The sequence below is a fragment of the Streptomyces sp. NPDC013457 genome, from assembly GCF_043089925.1.
Lineage (GTDB): Bacteria > Actinomycetota > Actinomycetes > Streptomycetales > Streptomycetaceae > Streptomyces.
On the sequence record NZ_JBICBL010000006.1, the window covers coordinates 40,103 to 63,711 of the forward strand.

General features: G+C 72.1%; 20 protein-coding genes and 1 pseudogene. 12 read left to right on the forward strand and 9 right to left on the reverse strand.

What is annotated here, in order from left to right; translation table 11 throughout:
* Position 1: 1 nt before the first annotated feature.
* On the reverse strand, positions 2 to 7,258 hold the full coding sequence (locus ACF1G2_RS17465; RefSeq protein ID WP_391799080.1) for an SDR family oxidoreductase: 7,257 nt from the start codon (positions 7,256 to 7,258) through the stop codon (positions 2 to 4).
* A gap of 462 nt (positions 7,259 to 7,720) precedes the next feature.
* Between ACF1G2_RS17465 and ACF1G2_RS17470 the strand changes: the two genes are divergently transcribed.
* The 3 genes from ACF1G2_RS17470 (at position 7,721) to ACF1G2_RS17480 (ending at position 9,288) form a co-directional block, all read left to right on the forward strand.
* On the forward strand, positions 7,721 to 8,092 hold the full coding sequence (locus ACF1G2_RS17470) for a hypothetical protein (protein WP_391799081.1): 372 nt from the start codon (positions 7,721 to 7,723) through the stop codon (positions 8,090 to 8,092).
* Between the two features lie 92 nt (positions 8,093 to 8,184).
* Positions 8,185 to 9,012 (forward strand): DUF1206 domain-containing protein, encoded by an 828-nt coding sequence (locus tag ACF1G2_RS17475; protein WP_391799082.1) that lies wholly within the window; start codon positions 8,185 to 8,187, stop codon positions 9,010 to 9,012.
* Between the two features lie 111 nt (positions 9,013 to 9,123).
* Positions 9,124 to 9,288 (forward strand): hypothetical protein, encoded by a 165-nt coding sequence (locus ACF1G2_RS17480; RefSeq protein ID WP_352190666.1) that lies wholly within the window; start codon positions 9,124 to 9,126, stop codon positions 9,286 to 9,288.
* A 54-nt stretch (positions 9,289 to 9,342) separates the two neighbouring features.
* Here ACF1G2_RS17480 and ACF1G2_RS17485 read toward each other — a convergent pair whose 3' ends face one another.
* The 3 genes from ACF1G2_RS17485 to ACF1G2_RS17495 all read right to left on the reverse strand — a co-directional run bounded on the left by ACF1G2_RS17485 (position 9,343) and on the right by ACF1G2_RS17495 (position 11,267).
* Positions 9,343 to 9,987 (reverse strand): dihydrofolate reductase family protein, encoded by a 645-nt coding sequence (locus tag ACF1G2_RS17485; RefSeq protein ID WP_391799083.1) that lies wholly within the window; start codon positions 9,985 to 9,987, stop codon positions 9,343 to 9,345.
* A gap of 109 nt (positions 9,988 to 10,096) precedes the next feature.
* Complete coding sequence (locus ACF1G2_RS17490) at positions 10,097 to 10,693, reverse strand: hypothetical protein (RefSeq protein ID WP_391799084.1); 597 nt, start codon at positions 10,691 to 10,693, stop codon at positions 10,097 to 10,099.
* A gap of 121 nt (positions 10,694 to 10,814) precedes the next feature.
* Positions 10,815 to 11,267 carry an Lrp/AsnC family transcriptional regulator gene (locus ACF1G2_RS17495; protein ID WP_391799085.1) on the reverse strand — a complete coding sequence of 151 codons (453 nt, stop codon included), beginning with the start codon at positions 11,265 to 11,267 and terminating at the stop codon, positions 10,815 to 10,817.
* A 102-nt stretch (positions 11,268 to 11,369) separates the two neighbouring features.
* Here ACF1G2_RS17495 and ACF1G2_RS17500 point away from each other — a divergent pair, with 102 nt between their 5' ends.
* The 3 genes from ACF1G2_RS17500 to ACF1G2_RS17510 all read left to right on the forward strand — a co-directional run bounded on the left by ACF1G2_RS17500 (position 11,370) and on the right by ACF1G2_RS17510 (position 14,571).
* Positions 11,370 to 12,329, forward strand: a complete 960-nt coding sequence (locus ACF1G2_RS17500) for an SMP-30/gluconolactonase/LRE family protein (RefSeq protein ID WP_391799086.1) — start codon at positions 11,370 to 11,372, stop codon at positions 12,327 to 12,329.
* A 64-nt stretch (positions 12,330 to 12,393) separates the two neighbouring features.
* The gene (locus ACF1G2_RS17505) at positions 12,394 to 13,380 is read left to right on the forward strand and encodes a glutathione S-transferase family protein (RefSeq protein ID WP_391799087.1); all 987 of its coding nucleotides are present in this window, start codon (positions 12,394 to 12,396) and stop codon (positions 13,378 to 13,380) included.
* 90 nt (positions 13,381 to 13,470) lie between these two features.
* Complete coding sequence (locus ACF1G2_RS17510; RefSeq protein ID WP_391799088.1) at positions 13,471 to 14,571, forward strand: hypothetical protein; 1,101 nt, start codon at positions 13,471 to 13,473, stop codon at positions 14,569 to 14,571.
* A 70-nt stretch (positions 14,572 to 14,641) separates the two neighbouring features.
* On the opposite strand, the pseudogene ACF1G2_RS17515 reads toward ACF1G2_RS17510, so the two are convergent.
* Positions 14,642 to 15,822 (reverse strand): annotated as a pseudogene (locus tag ACF1G2_RS17515) (PQQ-dependent sugar dehydrogenase).
* Positions 15,823 to 16,053: 231 nt separating this feature from the next.
* Positions 16,054 to 16,860 (reverse strand): class I SAM-dependent methyltransferase, encoded by an 807-nt coding sequence (locus ACF1G2_RS17520; protein ID WP_391799089.1) that lies wholly within the window; start codon positions 16,858 to 16,860, stop codon positions 16,054 to 16,056.
* Positions 16,861 to 17,060: 200 nt separating this feature from the next.
* Here ACF1G2_RS17520 and ACF1G2_RS17525 point away from each other — a divergent pair, with 200 nt between their 5' ends.
* The 4 genes from ACF1G2_RS17525 to ACF1G2_RS17540 all read left to right on the forward strand — a co-directional run bounded on the left by ACF1G2_RS17525 (position 17,061) and on the right by ACF1G2_RS17540 (position 20,734).
* The gene (locus tag ACF1G2_RS17525; protein WP_391799090.1) at positions 17,061 to 19,022 is read left to right on the forward strand and encodes an acyl-CoA dehydrogenase; all 1,962 of its coding nucleotides are present in this window, start codon (positions 17,061 to 17,063) and stop codon (positions 19,020 to 19,022) included.
* 138 nt (positions 19,023 to 19,160) lie between these two features.
* Positions 19,161 to 19,469, forward strand: a complete 309-nt coding sequence (locus tag ACF1G2_RS17530) for a hypothetical protein (protein WP_391799091.1) — start codon at positions 19,161 to 19,163, stop codon at positions 19,467 to 19,469.
* A gap of 175 nt (positions 19,470 to 19,644) precedes the next feature.
* The gene (locus ACF1G2_RS17535) at positions 19,645 to 20,289 is read left to right on the forward strand and encodes a GAP family protein (protein ID WP_391799092.1); all 645 of its coding nucleotides are present in this window, start codon (positions 19,645 to 19,647) and stop codon (positions 20,287 to 20,289) included.
* Between the two features lie 160 nt (positions 20,290 to 20,449).
* Positions 20,450 to 20,734, forward strand: a complete 285-nt coding sequence (locus ACF1G2_RS17540; RefSeq protein ID WP_391799093.1) for a hypothetical protein — start codon at positions 20,450 to 20,452, stop codon at positions 20,732 to 20,734.
* A gap of 27 nt (positions 20,735 to 20,761) precedes the next feature.
* On the opposite strand, the gene ACF1G2_RS17545 is transcribed toward ACF1G2_RS17540, so the two are convergent.
* Both ACF1G2_RS17545 and ACF1G2_RS17550 read right to left on the reverse strand, forming a co-directional pair.
* Positions 20,762 to 21,250, reverse strand: a complete 489-nt coding sequence (locus ACF1G2_RS17545; protein WP_391799094.1) for a DinB family protein — start codon at positions 21,248 to 21,250, stop codon at positions 20,762 to 20,764.
* A 39-nt stretch (positions 21,251 to 21,289) separates the two neighbouring features.
* Positions 21,290 to 21,919: an SAM-dependent methyltransferase gene (locus tag ACF1G2_RS17550; protein ID WP_391799095.1), complete on the reverse strand. Its 630-nt coding sequence runs from the start codon at positions 21,917 to 21,919 to the stop codon at positions 21,290 to 21,292.
* Positions 21,920 to 22,005: 86 nt separating this feature from the next.
* Between ACF1G2_RS17550 and ACF1G2_RS17555 the strand changes: the two genes are divergently transcribed.
* A complete protein-coding gene (locus ACF1G2_RS17555; protein WP_391799096.1) occupies positions 22,006 to 22,614 on the forward strand; it encodes a helix-turn-helix domain-containing protein in 609 nt (202 codons plus the stop codon).
* Positions 22,615 to 22,639: 25 nt separating this feature from the next.
* Here the strand turns inward: ACF1G2_RS17555 and ACF1G2_RS17560 are convergent, their stop codons facing one another.
* Positions 22,640 to 22,996 carry an HGxxPAAW family protein gene (locus ACF1G2_RS17560; protein ID WP_391799097.1) on the reverse strand — a complete coding sequence of 119 codons (357 nt, stop codon included), beginning with the start codon at positions 22,994 to 22,996 and terminating at the stop codon, positions 22,640 to 22,642.
* An 84-nt stretch (positions 22,997 to 23,080) separates the two neighbouring features.
* Here ACF1G2_RS17560 and ACF1G2_RS17565 point away from each other — a divergent pair, with 84 nt between their 5' ends.
* Positions 23,081 to 23,605 carry a MarR family transcriptional regulator gene (locus ACF1G2_RS17565; RefSeq protein ID WP_391799098.1) on the forward strand — a complete coding sequence of 175 codons (525 nt, stop codon included), beginning with the start codon at positions 23,081 to 23,083 and terminating at the stop codon, positions 23,603 to 23,605.
* The last annotated feature ends 4 nt before the right edge of the window (positions 23,606 to 23,609 follow it).

Here is a 23,609-nt window from a genome sequence, read left to right on the forward strand (position 1 = left end):
CTCACCACTCCGAGGCGGTGTGGACGACCGAGCGGGCCGTCTCCTCGCCCCAGGCCAGCTCCCGCAGCAGCGCCAGGGCTCCCTCCTCCGGATCGATGAGCGTGATCCCGCGCCGCGCGTAGCTGCGGGCCAGCTCGGGGCCGACCATGCCGGCGTGGTCGTCGGACGGCGCCCACGGACCCCAGTGGACCGTCAGCGCGCGTCGGCCCGTCCGTGCGGCCCAGGCGGCGCCGAGGGTCTCCAGGGCGTCGTTGGCGGCCGCATAGTCGGCCTGGCCGCGATTTCCGAGTACGGCGGCGACGCTGCCGAACAGCACGGCGAAGGACGGCGGCCGGGGCAGTTGCTCCACGGCGGCGAGCAGCGCCGCCGCGCTGTCGGTCTTGGTGCCGTAGACACGCCCGAACGACTCGGGAGTCTTCTCCTCCATGAGCCGGTCCTCGATGATTCCGGCGGCGTGGATCACGCCGTCGACGCGGCCGTACTCGGCGTGGATCTCCTTGACCGCCTGAAGCACGGCGGTCGACTCCCGGCAGTCCACGCTGCGGTACCGGGCCCGGCTCCCCGCTGCGCGCAGCGCGTCCAGCGTCGCGGTCACCTCACGTCGGGCCAGGATCAGATCGGCGGCACGTTCGACCGCGGCGGGGCCGTCGTAACGCCCGGTCCCCGCCAGTACGGACCGCAACTCGGCCCTGTCGGGGGCGCCCGCGGTCTGCGGGTCCTCAGGCCCGTCGGGTGCCGGGGTGCGGCCCAGGAGCTCGATGCGGCACCGGGAGGCGGTCGCGAAGGCACCGACGCACCGCGCCGTGATGCCACGGGCTCCGCCGACGACGATCACGACGCTGTCCCGGTCAAGGCCCAGCGCCTCCGCCTCGGCGGCTCCCTCGCCCGAGGGGCCCGCTCCCGTCGTGCCGAGCGCGCCGAGCGGCTGCGCGGTCAGCTCGGGAGCGAACCTCCCGGCCGGGGTGCGCAGGACGACGGGCAGGGCGTCGTCCGCGAGGAGTTCGGCCGCCAGCGCGTCGGCCGCGTCGGCGGGGGCCTCGGCGGTGCCCGGGTCGAGCACGACGCAGCGTACGCCCACGGCCGGGTACTCCCGGGCGGCGGTCCGCAGGAGCCCGTCCACCCCGGCGGCCCGGACCCCGTCCGCCGCGCGGGCCAGGAGCAGCCGCCGGGGTGCGCGCAGAAGGAGGTCCCGTACGAGGGGGAATCCCGCGGGCAGGAACGGTGCGCCGTCCTCCCCCAGGGCCGCGAGAAGGACGACACCGTCCAGGGACTCGTCCACCTCACCCGGTACGGGATCGCCCTCCAGGACGACTGCTTCGGCGCCAAGTCGGGCCAGGCGGGCGGACAGTTCGGCGGCGACACCGCGGAAGACGCCCGTGCCGTCGCCGATCAGGACGTACCGCGACCCGGCGAGGGCATCCGGCCCGACTCCCGCCTCCGGCACGGGAACAGGAGCGGGCACCGGCAGCATCCGCAAGCGGCGGGGCGCGGCGATCCGCGGCCCTTCTTCCGCGGCACCGTCGGGTCCGGGCGTGGCAAGGGTGGGCGCGGCGGGGCCGGGAGCCGCCGGCGAGACCGTCCCACCGGCGCCGGGAGCCGCCGGCGAGGTCTGCCCACCGGGGTCGGGAGCAGCCTGCGGGACCTTCCCACCGGCACCAGCAGCGCGGCTGTACATCCAGCGCGCGATCGCCGACGCCGTCCGGGCGCCCGTGAGCTCCTCCAACTCCCCGTCGTCCAGAACCGGCGCGGCGTCACCCGCGCCGCCCAGGCGCCTGGCCAGCTCACCGGCGATCTCGGCGCGCTTGATGGAGTCGACGCTCAGGTCCGCCTCCAGGTCGAGGTCGGGCTCCACCATGTCCAGGGGGTAGCCGGTGCGCTCGCTGATGAGTTCCAGGACCGTGCGCAGCACACCTTCCTCGGTGAGATCCGCGGCCGTGGCGGCACCGGACGCCGCCGAAGGCGTGAGCGTCTGTGCGAGCGCGGGGGCGGGGGTGGGCGCGGCGAGCTCGGCGTACGGCGGCACGGCGGCCGGCAGGCCTGCCGGCTCGTGCGGTGTCGTCGGTACGGGCAGAGGGGGTCTGCCTCCCGCGGCGGCGCCGAAGTAGGCGAGCAGGACGTCGCGTTGCGCGGAGATCATGTCCCGGCTGGTCCGGAGGAATTCGGCGACGAGGGCATCGGCCTCACCGGCCGGGGTCTGACCGGGATTCGTTGTCACGGGCGTCTCCACGACTCGTCTGGCCGGCGCGAGGGCGCCGGGGAGCGGATCGCCGGCGGCGGTGCGGACGAGGTGTCCGTCCACCGTCCAGCCGGGTCGGCGCGGTGCGGTTGCCTGATCGAAGTGCCTGCCGCCGTCTCCGTCGAAGTCCCTGCCGCCGTCGATGCCTACGGCTTCGCGGCCCCGGAACATCCAGTCCGTCGCCACCGGCAGCCCGGCGACGGCGAGCCTGGCGAGCGCGTCCAGGAGGCCGGCCAACCCGCTGTCGGCACGCGGCTCGCAGGCGACGACACGGTGCGGGCGCCCGCCGAGGATGTCGGCGACGAGGCGGGTCAGGACGCGACCGGGCCCCACCTCGACGAAGGTGCGCGCACCGGCCTCGTACATCGCCTCGATCTGCTCCACGAAACGCACCGGGGCGCCGATCTGGGCGGCGAGCTCGTCGCGTACGAGGTCGGGGGCGGAGACGTAGGGGCGGGCGGTACGGTTCGACCACACCGGGAACTCCGGCGCGTGGAGCGGCTGTTGCTCAAGGGCTCGCCGGAAGACGGGACCGGCGGCGGCGAGCGGCGGACTGTGGAAGGCGCAGGCGACCGGCAGCCGCTTCGCTCCGTGCCCGGCGTCCCGCAGTCTCCCCAGCGCCGCTTCGACGGCGGCCGTCGGGCCGGACAGGACACTCTGCCGTGGGGCGTTGTGGTTGGCGACGACGAGGCCGTCCGGCATCCGACCCCCGAGAGCCGTGTGGATCTCCTCGGGTGTGGCGGCGACGGCGGCCATGGCACCGGGATCGTCGCCGGCCGCGTCCAGGATCGCCGCCGCGCGCGCGGTGCTGAGGCCGGCCAGGGCGTCGGGGTCGAGGACGCCCGCCGCGCACAGGGCGACCAGCTCGCCGTAGCTGTGGCCGGCGGCCAGGTCGGGGCGCACACCGGAGCGGGCGAGGAGGTCGTACAGGGCGAGTTCGACGACGCCCAGGGCCGGCTGGGCGGCCCGGGTGTCCGTCAGGGCCTGCCGGGTACGTTCCCTCGCGGCGTCGTCGAACACGGCGGGCGGGTAGAGGGCCTTGGCGATGCGGGCCCCGTCGCCGGTGTCCAGCAGCCGGCCGAGTTCCGGGAAGGCCGTGAACAGGTGCGCTGACATCCCCGGGCGCTGGCTGCCCTGCCCGGGGAACAGGAACGCCGTGAGACCGGGGTCGACGGCTTCCTCCGCCGCGAGGTGAAACCCGAACGGCGGACTTCCCGGCGCGGAGGCCCGCCGGCCCCCGGCGGCGCTCTCGCGCCCCCCGGGAAGAGGGGCGTCGCCCGTCCCCGCCGCGTCACCCGTTCCCCTCGCGTCGCCCGTCCCCGCCGCGTCACCCGTTCCCGCCGCGTCGGACACCCCCGCCCCGTCGGACGCCCCGGAATCCAGGGCGGCGAGGGCGTGCCGCAGTCGGCGGCACAGCTCGGTCACGTCGTGGGCCACCAAGGCCGTGTGCACGCGTCCGTGGGTACGGCCCGCGCGGTGCGAGGCCGTGGCGGCGAGGTCGCGGAGCCGCCAGGGGGCGGTGCCCGCCTCGGCCGCGGCGGCGAGGTCGAGCAGCTCGGCGACCGCGCGGCGGGCCGACGCACGCGTGGGGCCTCGGAAGGTGAACAGCTCCGCCGGCCAGAGGTCCCTGGAGTGGACCGGCGGCGCCCCGTCGCCGTCGTGCGCGGCGAGGACGACGTGGAAGTTGGTCCCGCCGAAGCCGAAGGCGCTCAGGCCCGCGAGCCGCTGTCCGGGCGCGGCGGGCCACGGCAGCGCCTCCCGGTGGAAGACGAACGGGCTCTCGTCCTCCTTCCATACGGCGAGAGGCCGCTCCAGGTGCAGCGTGGGCGGCAGTACCCCGGTGTGCAGGGCGAGCGCGGTCTTGATCAGCCCGGCCAGTCCCGCGGCGCACTTGGTGTGCCCGATCTGCGACTTCACCGACCCGAGGACACACCCACCGGGTGAGGCACCCGCCTGGTCGAACACCTCCGTGAGTACGCCGAGTTCGGTACGGTCGCCCACGACGGTGCCGGTTCCGTGGGCCTCCAGGAGGGTGACCTGAGCCGGCGAGACGCCCGCAGTGCGGTAGGCGCGTTCCAGCGCGGCGCGCTGGCCTTCCGGGCGCGGGGCGGTCAGCCCGAGGGACCGGCCGTCGCTTGAGCTGCCGACCCCCTTGATGACGCCGTACACGCGGTCGCCGTCGCGTTCGGCGTCCGCGAGGCGCTTGAGGACGACGCAGGCCACGCCCTCACCGAGCGCGATGCCGTCGGCGCTCTCGTCGAAGGGCCTGGAGCGGCCGGTCGGGGAGAGCGCGTGCACGGAGGTGAACAGGGCGTAGTCGTTGATGCCGTTGTGCAGGTCGGCGCCTCCGCACAGCATCAGGTCGCTGGTGCCGAGCACCAGTTCCTTGCAGGCGGCGTCGACGGCGGCCAGGGAGGAGGCACAGGCGGCGTCGACGGTGTAGTTGGCGCCGCGCAGGTCGAGACGGTTGGCCACCCGCCCGGAGATGACGTTCGCGAGCATGCCGGGGAAGGAGTCCTCGGTGAGCCGCGGCAACTGCTCGTCGAGGCCTGCGGGGAGGTGCCCGTAGTAGGAGGGGAGCACGGCGCGCAGGGTGGCGGCGTTGGCGAGGTCGCTGCCCGCCTCGGCGCCGAACACGACACCGGCCCGCGTACGGTCGAAGACCCGCCCCTCCTCGCCGTATCCGGCGTCGTCCAGCGCGTGCCGGGCGGCTTCGAGCGCCAGGAGCTGTACGGGCTCGATGCTGCCCAGCGAGGCCGGCGGGATCCCGTACCGCAGCGGGTCGAAGGGGATCCGGGGCAGGAACCCGCCCCACCGGGAGGCGCTCGCGGCCCCCGGTTGCGTGGAGTGGTGCACGGCGGGGTCCCAGCGCTCCGGGGGGACTTCGGTGACGGCGTCGTGCCCGTCGAGGACGAGCGCCCAGAAGGCGGCCAGATCCGGCGCCTGCGGGAACATGCAGGCCATGCCGACGATCGCGACGTCCAGCGGCGCGGCTGTGGGCACGGGCGCCGCGGCGCGGTGCGTGTCCGGTGCGAGGCGCTCGCGGAGGTCGGTGGAGCGCCGGTCGAGGAAGGCGACCGCATCGTCGGTGACAGACGCGTGGAGTGCGGCGACCGTGGTGGTCGTCGTGCGCAGCACGGCCACCTCGCCCGCCATGAACATCCCCTCGGCGTACTGGCGGGACTCGTCCACGGGCTCCAGGTCTCCGGCCGCGGTGCGCTCGACGCCTTTGCTGGCGATGCGCAGCCGGCCGACGTTGAGGCGTTCCAGCCGCTCCCATGCCTCGCGGCCTGGGACGCCTTCGGCGCGCAGCGCGGCCTCCAGGTCGCCGAAGCCGTCGCTGAACGGGCTGGGGACGCAGCGGGTCGCGTGCCCGGGGGCGGTCCTCAGCAGTGCGGTCCGCTCGGCGGCGAGGACTTGTCTCTGGAAGAGCGGTTGCACCGCGCCGCACGCGACCGCCTCCTCGGTGAACAGGTAGGCGGTGCCCATCAGGACGCCCACCGCGCAGCCGCGGGCGGCGAGGGGGGCGGCGAGCGCGGCGACCATGGCGGCGGAGCGGGCGTCGTGGACGCCACCGGCGAACAGCGCCTCCACACCTGCCGCGGCTTCCGGGTTCTGGGCCGTCCAGTCGCCCAGCACGGCCAGTTGGGCCTCCCAGAGCGGGAAGCTGTTACGGGGTCCGACATGGCCACCGCATTCGGCGCCCTCGAAGACGAACCGCCGGGCGCCCTGCTCCAGGTACTGGCGCAGCAGACCGGGCGAGGGCACGTGCAGGAAGGCCTTGATGCCGTCGGCTTCCAGGTCGTGTGCCTGCGAGGGCCGGCCCCCGGCGATGATGACGTGCGTGGGCCGGTGGGCGCGTACGGCCTCCAGTTGGGCGGTGCGGGTCTCCTCGGGTGCGAAGCCGAGCACGCCGACGCCCCAGGGCCGGCCGGCCAGAGCGGCGCCCGCCGCGGCCAGCAGCGCATGGGCCTGGTCACGGCCGGCGAGCGCCAGGGCCACGACGGGCAGGCCCCCGCCGTCGGACACGGCGGCGGCGAAGTCGGCACCGTCGCTGACCCGGGTCATGGGGCCCTGGACGATCGGCAGTTCGGTGCCCAGTGCGCGGCTCATGGGCGATCCGCGACGCAGGACGTCCGCGGCTCCGTCCCCCTCGACCGCGGCCGACACCGCCTGGGTGACGGCGCGGACGGCGCCCGCGGCGTCGCGGAACCGGTCGGCGAAGCGGAGTGCGAGAAAGCCGTCCTGTCCGACGGGCAGCAGTTGCCTCATCGGGTCACGGCCTCCCAGCAGGGCCGCCACCCGCTCTGGATCGTCGGGCGCTTCGTCCGCGAGCGCGTCCCCGGGAACGCGGCGGCGCAGGAACCGGTGACCTGCGAGTACGGTGGTGTCGGAACCGTCCGTCCCTCGCAGGAGGGATGCGACGGGCGCGGGAACCGCCGATTCGGCCAGGAGCGCGAGCTGGGTGTCGAGCACCACCCCCGCCGCCCCGCCCACCACGGCGGCGGCCGCCGTGTCCGGCGCCATGCCGCCGCAGGCCCACACCGGCGGGCCGTCGGGGCCGACCATGTCGAGGAGCCGCTGGAGCAGGACGAACGTGCCGAGTTCACCGATCCGTCCACCGCACTCGCTGCCCCGGGCGACGAGTCCGTGGACGCCGGCGGCCAGGGCGTCCCGGGCCTCGTCCGCATCCGTCACCTCGGTCAGCACGCGGACACCGTCAGGGAGTTCACCGGGCCGCCAGGAGGCCCCGTGGGCGAGCACCACGGTGTGCGGCAGGATGCTCCCGCGCACCACACTGTCGACGGGTAATCGGCACCGCGGTCCGACGCGGATCCCGTGACGCGCCGGGAGCCACCTGCGCAGGTCCGCCCACGCCTCCCTGGCCGCACGGTCTCCGGTGCCCAGATCAAGCACGCCGAGCCCTCCCCCGCGTGTGACGGCGGCCGCGAGCCGCGCGTCGGGCTCGCCGAAAGGAGTCACTCCGATGACCAGGTCCAGGACGTACTCTGCTGACGTCATAATTCTCCGAATGTGCGATGCATTGCCCGGGAATAATTTCGGTCAAACAAAAGAGCCGAACAAAAGGCATGGGGTCGCGCGGGCCCGCGGCAAGAAGATCGGGCCGTTCGGTGGACGCAGCGAAAGTAGCGCCAAGTTACTGAAGGGTCAACGTCCTGACCCTGATCAGAGCGGTCCAGGCGGCGGACGACGTACCGCCCCAGGGCGATGGAGGCTAAAGCAACGCGCCCTTCGCCCCACACGTCACGGAGAAAGAGCGGCGCGAATGCAATGCACACCCGCACGCATCGAGAAGCCATAAGTACTGGCCAGTAGGCGCTCGCGGTCCAGCGTCGCGCATTCCCCCTCTGTCCGGTTCACGACCTTGGGCAGACCCTCGCTCCCCCGCGGAGCGGCGGCCGGGGGCATGGGTACATACTCACCGGTAACACGTCAGCGTCCGCCTCTTCCCGAAGGAGCCCCATGCCTCGGCCCAACCGTCCCGCTCTTCTGCTCGCCGGCCTGCTGGCCGCCGCGGGCACCGCACACTTCGTCGCACCGCGGCAGTTCGACGCCATCGTCCCCGAGGCACTGCCCGGCAGCCCTCGGGCCTGGACGAAGGCGAGCGGCGTCGCCGAGCTGACGCTGGCCGCGGGGCTCGCGATTCCGGCGACGCGCCGGGCGAGCGCCGGAGCGGCGGCCCTGTTCTTCGCGGCCGTCTTCCCGGCCAACGTGAAGATGGCGTACGACTGGCGCGACCGCCCCGCCGCGGCCAGGACCCTCGCCTACGCCCGCCTCCCCCTCCAGGTGCCCCTCATCCTCTGGGCCAGGAAGGCGGCCCGCGCCGAAGACTGAGCGCCTGGCGTCCGGTCCCGGCGGAGGAGCGGGGGTTGGGCCGGTGGAGGCGGGGAACCCGATGGTCCTGACCAGGAGGGGAGTGACCGGAGATGACCGCAGCGAGTTCGTCCACGGTGGCCAGAAGGGTGGCCCGCGGCGACGCCGTCCGTGGCGGGGCGCGTATGGGTTTCGTGGCGCGTGGGGTGCTGTATCTGCTCGTCGGGGCGCTGGCCGCACGGATCGGCCTGACGGGTACGGGCGAGCAGGCGGACCGGGGCGGGGCCCTGGCCGAAGTCTCGGGGACCCCGTTCGGCGCGGTGCTGCTGTGGGCGCTGGGGGTGGGCCTCGCCGGTATGGCCCTCTGGCGGCTGTCGGAGGCCGTGTTCGGTGCCGCAGGCCCCAAGGGCGACGGCGCGGCCAAGCGGGCCATGTCCGGGGCGCGTTGTGTGTTCTACGGCGCCACCGCGTTCGTCGTGTTCTCCTTCGCGGCGGGCTCACGGGACAGCGGGGCGGGGTCGAGCGACCAGCAGAGCCAGGACATCACCGGCCGGCTGCTCGGGCTGCCGGGGGGCCAGTGGTGGGTCGGCGCGGTGGCCGTCGGTTTCGCGTCGGCCGGTCTGTGGCTGGCCGGGAGCGCGGTGATGCGGAGGTACCGCAAGCACCTGACGTGGGGGCAGATGTCCCGCAAGGCCCGGCGCTTCATGGATGTCACCGGCACGGTCGGTGGGGTCGGGCGGGCTTGCGTCTTCGCGGCGGTGGGCTGGTTCGGCGTCAAGGCGGCGGTCGAGTTCGATCCGGCGGAGGCCAAGGGCATGGACGACGCGATCCGTTCGTTCGCGCAGACGTCTGCCGGACCGTGGCTGCTCGTGGCTGTGGCGGTCGGACTCGTCCTGTTCGGCGTCTTCTCGTTCGGTCAGGCGAAGTGGCGGAAGGTCTGACCTTCGCGGGAGGCGGACGGCAGGCGCGTGGGGCGGGCGGCAGGCGTGTGGGGCGGACAGCGCCCCCCGTACACTCATGAGCCGATTCCACCGCAGGTAAGGACCAGCGCAGTGAACCAGTACGACCCCATGGGCCGGGCAGCGGCCGACGCTCCGATCTACGCGACCCTCGTCCGGGAGCGCGGAGACGTTCCGGCGGAGGCGAGGCAGGTGGCCGCGCGGGTGCTGGAGGAAGCGGACCGGGCTGTCGACTTCAGCTCGGTCCGTACCATCTGAGCGGACCTCGGGCACGGCTTGCCCCCAGCCCCGGGCCCAGGCTGTCCGGACCGGTCACTTCCGCCAGAACAGGTGGTGCGTCACCCCGCTCGGGCTGGGCACCACGTCCAGATGGAACCGGTCGAGCAGCTCGTCGGGTGACTCCCAGAGTCGCACTCCCGATCCGAACGTCACCGGCGAGACCACCACGTGCAGGGTGTCGACGAGATCGGCGTCGAGGAACTGCCGGATGGTGCTCGCCCCGCCCCCGAGTCTGACGTCCTTGCCGTTCGCAGCCTCCTTGGCCTGCTCGAGGACCGTGGCGGGGTCGCCGCCGACGAAGTGGAAGGTGGTGTCGGCGAGTGTGAACGAAGGCCGTCCGTGGTGGGTCAGGACGAACACCGGAGTACGGAACGGGGGCTCGTCGCCCCACCAGCCCTGCCACTCGAGGTCGGGCCAGGGGCCGCGCTGGGGCCCGAACTTGTTACGGCCCATGATCTCGGCGCCGATGTTGCGGTCGTAGTCACGCGTGAAGTAGTCGTCGAGACCCCGACTGCCCCCGGGCTCGGTGCGCATGGTCCAGCTCGCCGTCGCGCCCGCCCAGGCGAACAGCTTCCCTGGATCGACATGGCCGAACGGCCTCTCCAGGGTCTGGTCCTCGCCGGCGCCGATTCCGTCACTCGAGACGTTGAAGTTCTGGACCCTCAGCAGCTGAGCCACGTGTTCCTCCTGCGCTCCACGACGCCGCCCGCCGCGAGCGACGCCCGCCCGGCTCGCGCCGCTGCCATTCTGCCGCCCGGGACCGCCGCCCGCCGCCGGCGACACCCCATCAGCGAAGACCGCGCTTCTCACGTTCGGCCTCGATCAGCCGCTCCATGAGTTCTTCCGGGTCCACCGTGAACTCGGTGTCGTCGAGGGCGTCGTGGTTCTCGGTGCTCAGCGGCAGGCCGAGCTCGGCGAGATCGGCGGCCAGCCGGGTGAACGCGATGCGCTCGTCGGGCTCGTCCTGACGGTACGCCTGCTCGGCGGCACGCCCCTCGGTCAGGGTGAGTCCGCCCACGCGCCAGAAGGTGAACTCGGTGTCCAGCTCCACGAGGCGCCACGCACGGTCCGCGGGTTCGTCGGGGTGCAGCCAGTAGCCGATCCACCCCTTGCCGCCCTTCGCCACGAGCTTGGCGTGCGTGGCCATCTCCGCGGCTCCGGCGTTGACGGCCTGCATCTCTGGGTCCGCGAGTTCCTTCTCGCTCAGATAGCTGGTGTCCAGGAGCGGGTGGACCTCTCCCGCCTCGAAGAAGTCGAGGTCGAGAAGGTGAGTGAAGTCGGTGCGGCCGTCCCACTGCGCCACCAGCAGCACGCGCAGGTCGTCGGGTATCGGTCTGCCGTCCAGCCGCTCGCGGGAGAACTCGGCGAGCCGTTCCTCGTACATGTGCCCTCTCAGGAAGTCCAGGCAAGATCCTCGCGTCAACGTAACAGCGAGGTCCGACAAGCGGGCGGGTGTGCCGACGGCCGCCGACCACACCCGTGATCCGCACCGGCGGCGCGCACGATCACCCCTGATCGGCCGTCAGCGGCGAGACCTGCCGTTCGAAGAAGGTCTCCAGGACCACCGTGGCCCGGGTGCCGCTCACTCCGTCGATCGCGTAGATCCGGCGCAGCACGTCCTGCAGCTGCTCGGTGGTCGCGGTCCTGACCTTCACCAGGACCGATGCGCTGCCCGCGATGATGTGCGCCTCCAGGATCTCGGGGAGGGCGGCGAAGCTCTCGGCGGTGTCCCCCATCCAGGACGTCGAGTCGACCGTCACGTACGCCAGCACGCCGCCGCCCACCGCCGCCGGATCCACTTCGGCCGCGGTGCGCCGGATCACTCCGCGTTCGCGGAGCTTCCGTACGCGCTCATGGGCCGCGCCGGCCGAGAGACCGACGGCCTCGCCCAGCGCGGCGTAGGACCGGGTGGCGTCCTGCTGGAGCAGTGCCAGCAGGGAGCGATCGATGTGATCCACGACTCTCCATTCGAACAGATCTTGCGTTGACCATAGCTCATCCTCCAGGCTTCCCGATGTGCCGAACCACATTCGACACTTGCCTGGATCGGGAGGACCACAATGACCACCGAGCGGCCCGCGCTGTACGAGATGTTCGACGACCGGTTCCGCACCGGCCGATGCATGAACGGCGATGAAGGCCTGGAAGTCCTGTACACCGGCTGCCGTTGGGCCGAGGGGCCGGTCTACGTGCCCGCCTGGCGGCAGTTGGTGTGGAGCGACATCCCCAACGACCGGATGCTGCGCTGGGACGAGGAGACCGGCGCCGTCGGCGTCTTCCGCCGCTCCGCCGGTCACACCAACGGCAACACCCTGGACCGCGAGGGCCGGCTGGTCACCTGCGAGCAGGGCAACCGCAGGGTGACACGTACCGAGCACGACGGCACGCTCACGGTGCTGGCCGACCGCTGGCAGGGCAAGCGTCTGAACAGTCCGAACGACGCGGCGGTCAAGTCCGACGGCTCCGTCTGGTTCTCCGACCCCGACTTCGGCATCACCAGCGACTACGAGGGCCACCGCGCGCAGAGCGAGATCGGCTCCAACAACGTCTACCGCATCGACCCGGCCACCGGCGACGTGCGGCTGGTCGCCGACGGGTTCGGCGCCCCGAACGGACTCGTCTTCTCCGCCGACGAACGGCAGCTCTTCGTCTCCGACACCCGGGCAGGCTTCATCCGGGTCTTCGACGTACGCGACGACGGCACACTCTCCGACGGCCAGGTCTTCGCCGCGGCCGCGGCCCGCGGGACCGCACGCTTCGACAACCTCCGCTTCGACGACGGCGGCCGGCTCTGGGTGGCCGCGATGGACGACGGGGTGCACTGCTACGACCCCGACGGCACTCTGATCGGGCGGCTCGACATTCCGGAGACGGTCGCCAACATCACCTGGGGCGGTGCGAAGCGCAACCGTCTCTTCATCGCCGCGGAGACCAGCCTCTACTCGGTGGTCATGGGGGTCACGGGTACCCACCCGACCGGACCGGGGCGCAGGCTCTGGCTGGATTCCGCGCCTAGGTGACCTTTCGGGGAACGCCGGCGACGGGACAGGCGTACATGTGGCTCCCCATGGCTAGGCTCGGAGTATGGCTGGTGACGGTGAGTTCAAGCGGGACAAGCGCTACATCACGACACGCATCACGGCCGACGGCCGCGACGGATATCCCGTGGAGCCCGGACGCTATCGCCTGATCATCGCCAGGGCGTGCCCGTGGGCGAACCGGGCGGCGATCGTCCGGCGCCTGATGGGTCTCGAGGACGTGATCTCGATGGGCGTGGCCGGGCCGTTGCACGACGAGCGGAGCTGGTCGTTCCATCTGGACCCGGGCGGCAAGGACCCGGTGCTGGGCATCGAACGGCTGCAGGAGGCGTTCTTCGCCCGCCGGCCGGACTATCCGCTGGGCATCACCGTGCCCGCGCTCGTCGAGGTCTCCACGGGTCAGGTGGTGACCAACGACTTCGAGCAGATCACGCTCGACCTGGGCCACGAGTGGGCGGCGCACCAGCGGGAGGGCGCGCCAGAGCTGTACCCGGAGGCACGGCGCGACGAGATCGACGACGTGGCCGACAAGGTCTTCCACGACGTGAACGACGGTGTCTACAAGTGTGGCTTCGCGCGCTCGCAGGAGGCGTACGCCAGGGCGTACCAGCGGTTGTGGGAGCGGCTGGACTGGCTGGAGCAGCGACTGACGAGCCGGCGCTACCTGGTGGGTGACACGATCACCGAGGCCGATCTCCGGCTCTTCCCCACACTGGTCCGGTTCGACGCCGTCTACCACGGCCACTTCAAGTGCAACCGGCAGAAACTGACGGAGCTGCCGGCCCTGTGGGCCTACGCGCGGGACCTGTTCCAGACGCCCGGTTTCGGCGACACGATCGACTTCGACCAGATCAAGGCCCACTACTACGTGGTGCACCACACCATCAACCCGACCGGGATCGTCCCCGGCGGCCCCGACACGAGCGGCTGGCTCACCCCGCACGGTCGGGACGCGCTCGGTGGACGGCCGTTCGGCGACGGCACACCGCCCGGTCCGCCGCCGCGGTCCGAGCGAGTGCCCACGCTCGCCTGAACGACCCCACCACGGCACCACGTACGGCTGTGCGATCATCGGAATCACGATCATGGGGATACCGGATCACGCAGAGCTGAGGAGTGCGGAGTGAGCGCGGGCGGGGGGCGGGGCGGTTCGGCCGTGCCCGACGAGGAGTGGGATCGGTTCCTTCGGGACTCGGTGGCCGGAACGGCGGATGCCCCCAGGGAGCTGTCGGCCGAGGAGCGTGGCAGGACCGCGAAGTCGCCCGAGCAGCGGCCCGTCGGCGGCGCACCGGTCTGGCGCGCGTCCGCACCCGCCCGGCCTCGCCGTCGGGGTAGGGGATGGTACGTCGCCGGCATGGCCGCCGCGGTGGCGGTGCTGGCCGCCTCGCTGACGCCCGGGCTCCTCACCGACTGGTTCGGCGCGGGCGACATCAGGCCGCTTGCCGTGGAATCGGGACGCCCCGACCAGGCGCCCCCGCCGGAGACCCCGCGACGTGCGACGCTCGCGGAGCCGTTCCTCGGCTCACCTGCGGCGCGCTGGGCGGACGGCGCGGCCGGGGTCGGCATGCCGCGCCCCAAGGCGACGGGCTGGATGAACAGCGACCAGGTCGGGCGCGCGCTGGACCGGACGCGGGACTTCCTCACCTGGTCGAATCTGGACCGGCAGGTGCTCGAAGGGAAGCGTCCCGCGCGGGCGATCTCCCTGATCAACCCTCACCAGCAGGATGTCCAGGCCTTCCTGGGCTCCGCCTTCCGCAAGCCCGACCGGGAGACCGACCCCGTCCTGCTCTTCAGCCGGTTCGACCCGGCCACGACCCGACTCGTCGGCGAGACCGTGAAGACCCGCGGCCGGCTCACCTTCGAGGAAGGACCCAAGGGCTCGGTACGGGTCACGGGGGACGTCACCTACGTGTACCCCGTGGTCCGCGCGGAGGGCGGCAGCGAGGACGTCGTCCGGACCATCGTGCGGCGCGAGGTGGTGGTCAGCTGGGACGATCCCACGAAGGTGGTCACCGAGCCGGGGACGTTCTCCCTCGTCTCGTACAAGGCCGACATGACCAACGGCGGCTGCGGCCCCGTCACCGGCTTCCTCACCCCCGACTTCGACCGTTCGAGCGCGGACGCGGAGACGAACGGATCCACTGTGGATCCCTACGACCGCAGCACGTCGATGGCCGAGCGCCCGGAGCCGGACGGGGGATGCGGGACCGCGACGCGGTCGTAGCCTTCTCCCGCCGTGTGCCGTCCGGCTTCGCCTCCCACCGGAGAGCCGGACGGCATACGGCGCTGGTCGGCTACGCCGGGTCGATACGGGCGATGTTGCCGCCGATCGCGAGGACGTACAGCTCGCCCGCGCGGCCCTCCACGAAGGAGATGACCTCGCCACCGTTGACGACGAGGTCGTTCTCCGCCGTCACCTTTCCGTTCTTCAGCGCGAGGGAACGGATGGTGCCGTCGCAGTAGTCGCTGAACACGTACTGACCCCTGAGGGCCGGGATCGCGCTCCCCCGGTACACGAACCCACCGGTCACGCGCAGCCGAGACCGGTTCGGGCGTACTCGTGGATCGGGCGCACATGGTTCGCCGGCTCGGTGCCGCCCCGGAAGGGGTGATTGCCCTCCATCTGGGACCAGCCGTAGTTCTCACCGCCCTTGCTCCTCGCGGGCGCCCAGTCGATCTCCTCCCAGTCGTTCTGACCGACGTCGCCGATCAGCAGGTCACCCGTACGCGAGTCGAAGGAGAACCGCCACGGGTTGCGGAGCCCGTAGGCCCAGATCTCGTCCCGCGCGCCCGGGTCGTCGGCGAAGGGGTTGTCCGAGGGGATCGCGTACGGCGTGCCTCCGCGCGGGTCGATCCGCAGCAGCTTGCCGAGCAGCGTGTCGAGGTTCTGCCCGTTGCCGTGCGGGTCGCCGCCGGCGCCTCCGTCGCCGAACGCGATGTAGAGGTATCCGTCGGGCCCGAACCTGATGTCGCCGCCGTTGTGGTTCGCATACGGCTGAGTCTGGGTGAGGACGGTGCGCCGGGTCTCCGGCCGGATCCTGCCTTTCCGGACGGCGAACTCGTCGATGGTGCTGGTGCCTTCGAGATTCGTGTACGAGATGTAGAGGTGTGCGCGTGCCGGGTCGAACGCGATGCCCAGGAGGCCGCGTTCCCCGTCCGTGGTGGTCTCGGAGGAGATGTCGAGCACAGGTTCACCGAGCCCTTGAGCGCCCAACACCCTGACAGTTCCCGCACGTTCGGCGATCCAGATGGCGCCACCGGGTCCGGCGGCGCCGGCGGTCGGATTGCGCGCCGTGGCGACGCCGGTGAGCCTGATCTTCGCGGCGTGCGCGCCGTGCGTCACTTTCGCGGCCTGCGCGGTCGTCGCGGTCGACTGCCGGGCTTCACGGCTCTCCGCGGAGGCCGTGGTCAGGGCGAGGGAGGCGACGACACCGAGGGCGCAGATGACCGCCGGGCTTCTGGTGCGCATGTTCACCGTGATCCTCCTGGAGGCGGCGACGGGGGAACCCGGCTGCTCGGGGCGACGTTGGGGCGGCGTCGCACGCACCAGCACGCGGCCGGGGTGGAGGGAAGGGGGTACCGCTGGCCACGGAGGAGACTACGGGGACTCGGGCAATTGGTATAGGCCAAGTGCGGCACCCCGCCCCCGCACGGACGGCGGGGTGCGGGGTGCGGGGTCGCGCGACGGCGGTTCCTGGTCTCGGGGTCAGGTCTGCGGGCGCGTGGCCGTGACGACGTAGTAGTCGAGGCTGCCCTGCTCGTAGGCCTTCAGAAAGTTGCGCGGCCAGGTGCCCGGCTTCCACTGGTCCGACAGCCAGCGGTCCCAGCCCTGCCACACATCGGGCCCGATGGACACGGCCTGGGCGTCCGTCAGACCCGCCCGGCTGAACGCGTCGGTCACGAGCGAGACGGGGCGCGCGATGTCCAGCCCGTCGGCGTACGACTCCAGGCAGGACGCGAGCCGGGCTCCGTTTCCCGGATCGTCGTCCGGGGTGAAGAAGCTCGCGACGACCACCCGGCCACCGGGCCGCAGTACGCGGGCCGTCTCCTGGGTGAAGGCGATCATGTCGTCGAAGTGCTGGGCCGCCTCGACGCTGTAGACACAGTCGAACTCCCCGTCGGCGAACGGCATCTCCTCCGCCGCACCCCGGACGAAGCGGAGCCCCGTCGGCGAGGTCTCCAGCAGCTCCGCGTTGGTCCGGCGCGCGCGGTCCAGCTGTTGCGGATGGATGTCCATACCGGTCACCTGCTCCGGTCCGTACTCGCGCAGGGCCAGCGCGCAGCCGACACCGAGCCCGCAGCCGACCTCGACGATCCGGCGGCCGGCCAGCGGACCGGCGGCGTCGAGCACCTGCCGGTACATGTCGCTCTGACTGCGCACCCGGTCGTCGACCGTGATCGGTCCGGCGAGGTCGATCGAGCGCCAGTACCCGAAGTTGATGAACCCTCCGGCGAACACCGGGACCGAACTGAGGTCGGCCGGACCGTACGTCTCCCGGACAGCGGCCCGCATTTCCACCGATTCTTCCACCACTCGCGTCACCTCCGCGAACAGTCTGGTGCCCGGAGCCACCCCTGTCGACGACGCCCCGCCCCACTCGACCCGAAAGGGGCGGCTCCGGAAGCCGACGTGCCCGCCGCGCCGCCCGTCGGCTCCGGCCCGCCACCCGGCCGGCGCCGGTTGATCTTGCCGCGGCGGGGTAGCGAAGCGGCATGGCCCTCGACAACTCACCCTCCACGGCGACCGGCTACATACAGCCCGACATCGACGTCCGTGCACTGGCCGCCGTACTCGACGGCGAGTACGCCGGGATTCGCGACCTCGTCCGGAGCAATCTGGGGACGCACGCCTCCGTACTCGACGAAGCCGACGAACTCGGCGTGGACGCGTTCCGCGAGCGGGTGCGCGAGATCGTGGTCGAGATGGCGGCGACGGGCCAGACCGGCATGGGCTTCCCGGCGGAGTACGGCGGCGGTGGCGACGTCGGAGCCTCCATCGCCGCGTTCGAGACGCTGGCCTTCGGTGACCTGTCCGTGCTGGTGAAGACCGGTGTGCAGTTCGGGCTGTTCGGGGGCGCCATCCTGCACCTGGGCACCGAGCGCCATCACGAGACCTGTCTGCCGCGGCTGATCACCGGCGAGCTGATGGGCTGCTTCGCGATGACCGAGACCGGTCACGGCTCCAACGTCCAGGCGCTCGGCACCGTCGCACGGTACGACCCCGCACGCCAGGAGTTCGTCGTCACCACCCCCGACGACCGGGCGCGCAAGGACTACATCGGCAACGCGGCCCGCCACGCCGAGCTGGCGGTCGTCTTCGCCCAGCTGGAGGTGGACGGCCGGTCCGAGGGCGTGCACGCCTTCCTCGTGCCCATCCGGGTCGACGGCGAGCCGGCACCCGGCGTCCGCATCGAGGACGACGGCCGCAAGATGGGTCTCAACGGCGTCGACAACGGCCGCATCTGGTTCGACGGTGTACGGATCCCACGCGAGGCGCTCCTCAACAGGTTCGCCGACGTCAGCCCGGAAGGCGTCTACGAGAGCTCGATCGAGAACCCGAACCGGCGCTTCTTCACCATGCTCGGCACGCTGGTGCAGGGCCGGGTGAGTGTCGGCGGCGCCGGGGTCGGCGTCGCCAAGGTCGCTCTGGCGGTCGCCACGAAGTACGGCGCGCGGCGACGGCAGTTCGAAGCCACCTCCGGCGCCGAGGAGCAGGTACTGCTCGACTACGGCCTGCACCAGCGCCGGCTGCTGCCGCTCGTCGCCCGGACGTACGCCCTGCACTTCGCGCAGGACGTCGTGCGCTCGCACCTGCACGACGTCTTCTCCGGCATCGAGGACGACGCACAGGCGCGGCGCCGGCTCGAATCGCGGGCCGCCGGCCTCAAGGCGCTCGCCACCTGGCACGCCACCAGGGTCGTCCAGGAGTGCCGCGAGGCCTGCGGCGGCGCCGGGTACCTCGCCGTCAACCGGTTCGCCGCGCTGAAGAGCGACAGCGACGTCTTCACCACCTTCGAGGGCGACAACCACGTCCTGCTGCAGCTCGTGGCCAAGGGGCTGCTCACCGACCACGCCAGCGAGTTCGAGGACCTCGACCAGCTCGGCACGGTCCGTTACCTCACCAACCTCGCCGTGGAGACGGTCATCGAGCGCACCTCCGCCCACAAGCTGCTCGAGCGGGTACGCGACCTGCTGCCCGGCGGCGACGAGTGGGACCAGGAAGCCGGTCTGCGCGACTCGGAGTACCAGCTCGCCATGGTCCGCTTCCGGGAGGAGCACATGCTCGCCGGGCTGGCCCGCCGGATCAAACGCGGGATCGACCAGAAGCGTGACCCCGGCGCCGTCTTCTCGCAGGTGCAGGACCATGTCATCGCGCTCGCCCGTGCCCACGTCGAACGGCTGGTGACGGAGGCCTTCGTCGACAAGGTGCGGGCGATGCCCGAGGGCGACGAGAAGGTGGCCCTGGCCCTGCTGTGCGACCTGTTCGCCCTGTCGACGATCGAGGCCGACCGGGCCTGGTTCATGGAGCACGGCCGGCTGACAGTCCAGCGTTCCAAGGCGATCAGCCGGGAGGTGAACGACCTCTGCCGCAAGGTCCGGCCTGTGGCGGTCGACCTCGTCGACGCGTGGGGCATCCCGCCCGAGATGCTGCGCGCACCGGATCTGGTGGGCTGATCCGGGACGGCCCTGAGGCGTGGTGCGGTGAGCGCGCAGGTGGCCGGCCGGTGGGCCGGCCGGCGTACCGGCGGCTTCGGCACGACAGACGGGGGAAGCAGTACGCCACGCACACTCTGGCCTACGCGAGGAGTCGCCATGACCACGTTCGTCATCACCGTTCCCGGCACGTTCCTTACGCGGATCACCGATTCCGCGCGCGCGGTCCTCGAACGGGAGCTGGCGTCCCAGCACACCGACGTGAGCGAGAGCGAGGGTCTGGACCTCCTCACGCTGAACGGGGACGGCACCTTCTCGATCCGCCTCGAGATCGACGCACGGGACCGGTACGAGGCCGAACTGGACGCCACCCGTCTGGTCGCGGCCGCCTTGAAGGACGCCGGAATCGCGGAAGGCGACGCACCCCTCGGCCCGCCGGCGGTCACGGGCATCGACAGCGACCTCTGACCAGCCCGAGTCGAGGCGGAGCGGCCGGCAGGGGGTCACGGGCGTGGCTGGCTTGACCGGCCGGGCCGCCCCCTGCAAAGTCGGAACGCGGTCCCACACGACGCGGTGACCCGACTGCTCGGCCCCCCTGTCCCCACGTTGCGGACACCCTCGAGACCAAGGAGCGGCTGTTCCGATGGTCCTCGACCTGATGGTGATCGGTACGGCCATCACCCTGGGGCCCTTGCACAACAGCGCCTTCATCCTGCTGCTCTCCTCCCGGCGCGGTGTCCGTAAGGGTCTGGCGTTCCTGTTGTCGTGGCTGGCCAACCTGATCGCGGTGATCGCCGTCGTGGTGCTGCTGACCGGCGGTCAGCCTCCCGCGCGTCACAGCGCGCCCTCGACCGCCGGGATCGCCGTGAAGCTCGCGATCGGCCTGGCTCTGGTGCTGTACGGCGGGTACCGGCACCGGCGGCCGCCCCGCCCGCACGGCCCGCCCCGCTGGACCGCCCGGATCGACAACGCGTCGGCGGTCACGGCAGCCGGTCTGGCATGGCTGCTGCAGCCCTGGGGTCTGGTGGGCGCGGGCGCCGCGACCGCTCTCGACGCGGATCTCTCCACCCTCACCGACTGGCTCGCGCTGTCGGGCTACTGCCTGCTGGCCACGCTCAGCCTCATCGTCATGGAGATGTACGTCGTCTGGTCGCCCGCGGTCGCGAACGCCCGCCTGAACGCGTTGAGGAACTGGCTGGAGCACCACCAGGAACAGCTGGTGGTCACACTGGCCCTGCTGCTCGGCCTGTGGCTGTCGGCCCGGAGCATCTACGAGCTGGTCGCCTGACACGGGCGGCCCGGAGGGCGGCCTCGACCCGGCGAACAGGCGGCACGACCGGTTCGGCGTCGGCTCTTCAGGTGATTGTCGGACGCCTCATGATCCGGACAGTCGTCGCAGGGTACGACTCCTCAGCACCAGTCGAACCCTGCACTGAGGAGCCATGGCGATGTACGCAGCTGTCCGGAGGTACGAAGGGGTGACCGATCCGGCTGAGGCAGGCCGCGTCGTGAGCGAGGGGTTCGTGCCGCTCATGCGCCAGGTCTCCGGTTTCGTGGCCTACTACTGGGTCGACGCCGGGGACGGGGTGATGGTCTCGACCAGCGTCTTCCAGGACCGGTCCGGCGCGGAGGAGTCCATCGCGAGGGCGGCCGACTTCGTGGCGGAGAACCTCGCCTCGCTCCTCCCCAACCCTCCCCAGATCTCGGCAGGCGAGGTCGTGGCCTCCGCCTGACGGCCGCACGCGCGCTCCGGCACGGGATCAGCGGCCGGTCGTGCCGTCGATGAGTTCGCGCAGGATGTCCGCGTGGCCCGCGTGCCGGCCGGTCTCCTCGATCATGTGGGTGAGCGCCCAGCGGATGCTGGGAGCGGGGCGGTCCGGCCGCGGTCGGGGAACCCGCGCGCCGAGATCGGTGCACGTGTCGAGAACGCCGTTCGCGCGCTCGACCGCGTCCCGGTAGCGGGCGAGGACATCGGCCACGGTGTCCGTCGGTGCGGCTCGGAACGTCGCCTCCCAGTCGGCGACGTCGTCTCCGAGGAACATCGAGCGCTCGACGAAGGTCAGGTGGTTGAGCAGGCCGAGCAGGTTCGTGCCCGACGGCACCGCGGCTGTTCGCACGTGCGGTTCGGGGGCGCCTTCGACCTTCGCGGCGATCGAGTTCCGGAGGTGGTCGAGAAATCCGCGCAGGACCTCCGCCTCGTCGTTTCCGGTCCGGGGCGGCGGGGTGTCGCGGCGCCTGGTGCCGGGCATCGGGATCTCCCTTGCTCTGTCGATGGGGCGGCGGGGGTGTCAGGCGGCGCGGCGGACGAGGAGGACATGGTCGGTGACCTCGGCGGTACGTCCGTCCGGGCCGGTCGCGATCCGGCGGGGCGCGTCGGCACGCTCGACCGTCCATGTCTGCGGCGCCAGACCGATGCTCACCGCGACCTCACGCGGGGTCGGAGGGCGAACGCCGGAACCCTGGTCCCACGACCATGGCGCGACCGAGCCGTGGTCGACGACCAGCAGTCGCCCGCCCGGGCGCAGTGCGAGCGCGGCGGAGCGCAGGACTGCTGACCGGTCCAGGTCGAAGGGAGTGTGCAGGTAATGCGCGCAGACCAGGTCGAATGCGCCGGGTGGGAACGTCCGCCGCAAGTCGGCCCGCACGGGCGTGACGCGGTCGTCCAGGCCGTGCGAGCGGGCGACGGCGGCGAGCTGTTCGACAGCCACCCCCGAGACGTCGACGGCGGTGACACGCCATCCCGCGCGGGCGAGCCACAGCGCGTCGCCGCCCGCCCCGCAGCCGAGGTCCAGCGCGTCACCGGGCGGCAGACCCGTGACCGTCTCGGTGAGACGGGCATTCGGCCGCCGCTCGCCGGCCTCCGCTCGCGCCGCGTGGACGCCGTCCCAGAAGGCGACCGTATCGATCCTGCTGTTCATCAAGACTCCTTGTGTCGGTACGCACCGAGTCTCGCCAGGCCCCCACGACAAGGCACGGAATCTTGCGGTTACTGCAAGATGGCCTGATGGATCACACGACGGACGAGGACGTGCTCGACGCGGTGGGGCCGCGCCTTCGCGCACTGCGCCGTGCCCGCGGCATCACTCTCGCCGACCTCGCGGCGACGACGGGCGTGTCGGAGAGCACTCTGTCCCGGCTGGAGAGCGGGCACCGCCGGCCGAGCCTGGAGTTGCTGCTGCCTCTGGCGCGCATCTATGACGTTCCGTTGGACGATCTCGTCGGTGCCTCACGCACGGGCGATCCGCGGATACACCTCAAGCCGATCAGCCGGTTCGGCATGACGTTCGTGCCCCTGTCCCGGCGGCCGGGCGGGGTGCACGCGTTCAAGATGATCATCCCTGCCACCCACGAATTGCTCGAACCGACGCCGCAGACCCACGAAGGCTTCGAATGGCTCTACGTACTCACCGGACGCCTGCGGCTCGTCATCGGCGAGCGCGACCTGACGCTGCCGTCCGGTGAGGCGGCGGAGTTCGACACGTCGATGCCTCACTGGCTGGGCAGCGCCGACGGAGGCGCGGTCGAGCTCCTCGTCCTGTTCGGCCCGCAGGGGGTGCGTGCGCACGTACGCGCCGACCCGGTCGTCACCGGCCGCCGTGTCCCGAAGGGCTGACGGTCACCCGAAGGACAGAGCCTTGCTACGACGACTGTCCCGCGAGTGCGGGCTCGATCGCCGCGGCCGGGGCCTCGGCGGGATTGCGGCCCGCAAGGCGGCAGCCGAGGCAGTCGGGATGGCCCCGGCGTGCCGCCGCGTCACGGACGCGCCAGTGCTGCTGATCGGCCGGCCGGGGTCCGGAGGGTTTGCCCCATCCCGCCAGGTGGAGACACCAGGTGGTGAGCACGGCGAGGGCCACGACCCCGGCGCCCAACAGCAGCCCCGCGGTCGAGTGGGCGGCGAGCGCCACACCCGTCGCCGTACAACCGATGGTGGCGATGCCGGTGCCTGTCCAGCCGGCGACCGTGTGGCCCAGATCGTGGTCTCCGTGCGCGCTCACGGCGCCTCCTCGGGAAATGGGATGCTCAGGTGGCGGGCCGCGGCCCACCCATAGATGTCTTACCTCGCGAGATAATTTACTTAGATGCTAAGGGGAAATGTGGTGCAGGGCAAGGCACGTCCGGCGGCGACGGCGGAGCAGGCGCTGTATGCGATGGACCGGATGATCGCGACCGCGCAGTTCGGGCAGCAGGACATCGCGCGGCTCCTCGGCCTCAACGTCACGGATCTGACCTGTCTCGGCTTCCTCGTCGAAGCCGCCACGGCCGGCGAGTCGCTGGTGGCCGGCGACCTCGCCGACCGGGCCCGGCTGACCACCGGTGCGGTGACGGGCGTCCTCAACCGCCTCGAGAAGGCCCGGTACATCCGGCGCCAGGCGGACCCTCAGGACCGCCGGAAGGTCCGGCTCGTCATGGAAGAGTCCGCACTGGAGCGCATCCTCCAGGCCTACGGCCCCTTCTACGAGCGCCTTGGCCTCCTCTTCGCGGACTACAGCCCTGACGAGGTCGCCGTACTGGCGGACTGGTTCACCCGCGCCAGGGCCCTGCTGCAGGACTCACTGGACGAGATCCGCACGGGGGTCTCCGCATCGCCACCGTCCGACCGCTGACCGC

Bases quoted from the DNA above. Each gene is read 5' to 3' on its own strand.
- ACF1G2_RS17465 (WP_391799080.1), bottom strand. From the start codon at position 7,258: ATGACGTCAGCAGAGTACGTCCTGGACCTGGTCATCGGAGTGACTCCT.
- ACF1G2_RS17470 (WP_391799081.1), top strand. From the start codon at position 7,721: ATGCCTCGGCCCAACCGTCCCGCTCTTCTGCTCGCCGGCCTGCTGGCC.
- ACF1G2_RS17475 (WP_391799082.1), top strand. From the start codon at position 8,185: ATGACCGCAGCGAGTTCGTCCACGGTGGCCAGAAGGGTGGCCCGCGGC.
- ACF1G2_RS17490 (WP_391799084.1), bottom strand. From the start codon at position 10,693: ATGTACGAGGAACGGCTCGCCGAGTTCTCCCGCGAGCGGCTGGACGGC.
- ACF1G2_RS17500 (WP_391799086.1), top strand. From the start codon at position 11,370: ATGACCACCGAGCGGCCCGCGCTGTACGAGATGTTCGACGACCGGTTC.
- ACF1G2_RS17505 (WP_391799087.1), top strand. From the start codon at position 12,394: ATGGCTGGTGACGGTGAGTTCAAGCGGGACAAGCGCTACATCACGACA.
- ACF1G2_RS17520 (WP_391799089.1), bottom strand. From the start codon at position 16,860: ATGCGGGCCGCTGTCCGGGAGACGTACGGTCCGGCCGACCTCAGTTCG.
- ACF1G2_RS17525 (WP_391799090.1), top strand. From the start codon at position 17,061: ATGGCCCTCGACAACTCACCCTCCACGGCGACCGGCTACATACAGCCC.
- ACF1G2_RS17530 (WP_391799091.1), top strand. From the start codon at position 19,161: ATGACCACGTTCGTCATCACCGTTCCCGGCACGTTCCTTACGCGGATC.
- ACF1G2_RS17535 (WP_391799092.1), top strand. From the start codon at position 19,645: ATGGTCCTCGACCTGATGGTGATCGGTACGGCCATCACCCTGGGGCCC.
- ACF1G2_RS17540 (WP_391799093.1), top strand. From the start codon at position 20,450: ATGTACGCAGCTGTCCGGAGGTACGAAGGGGTGACCGATCCGGCTGAG.
- ACF1G2_RS17545 (WP_391799094.1), bottom strand. From the start codon at position 21,250: ATGCCCGGCACCAGGCGCCGCGACACCCCGCCGCCCCGGACCGGAAAC.
- ACF1G2_RS17550 (WP_391799095.1), bottom strand. From the start codon at position 21,919: ATGAACAGCAGGATCGATACGGTCGCCTTCTGGGACGGCGTCCACGCG.
- ACF1G2_RS17555 (WP_391799096.1), top strand. From the start codon at position 22,006: ATGGATCACACGACGGACGAGGACGTGCTCGACGCGGTGGGGCCGCGC.
- ACF1G2_RS17565 (WP_391799098.1), top strand. From the start codon at position 23,081: ATGCTAAGGGGAAATGTGGTGCAGGGCAAGGCACGTCCGGCGGCGACG.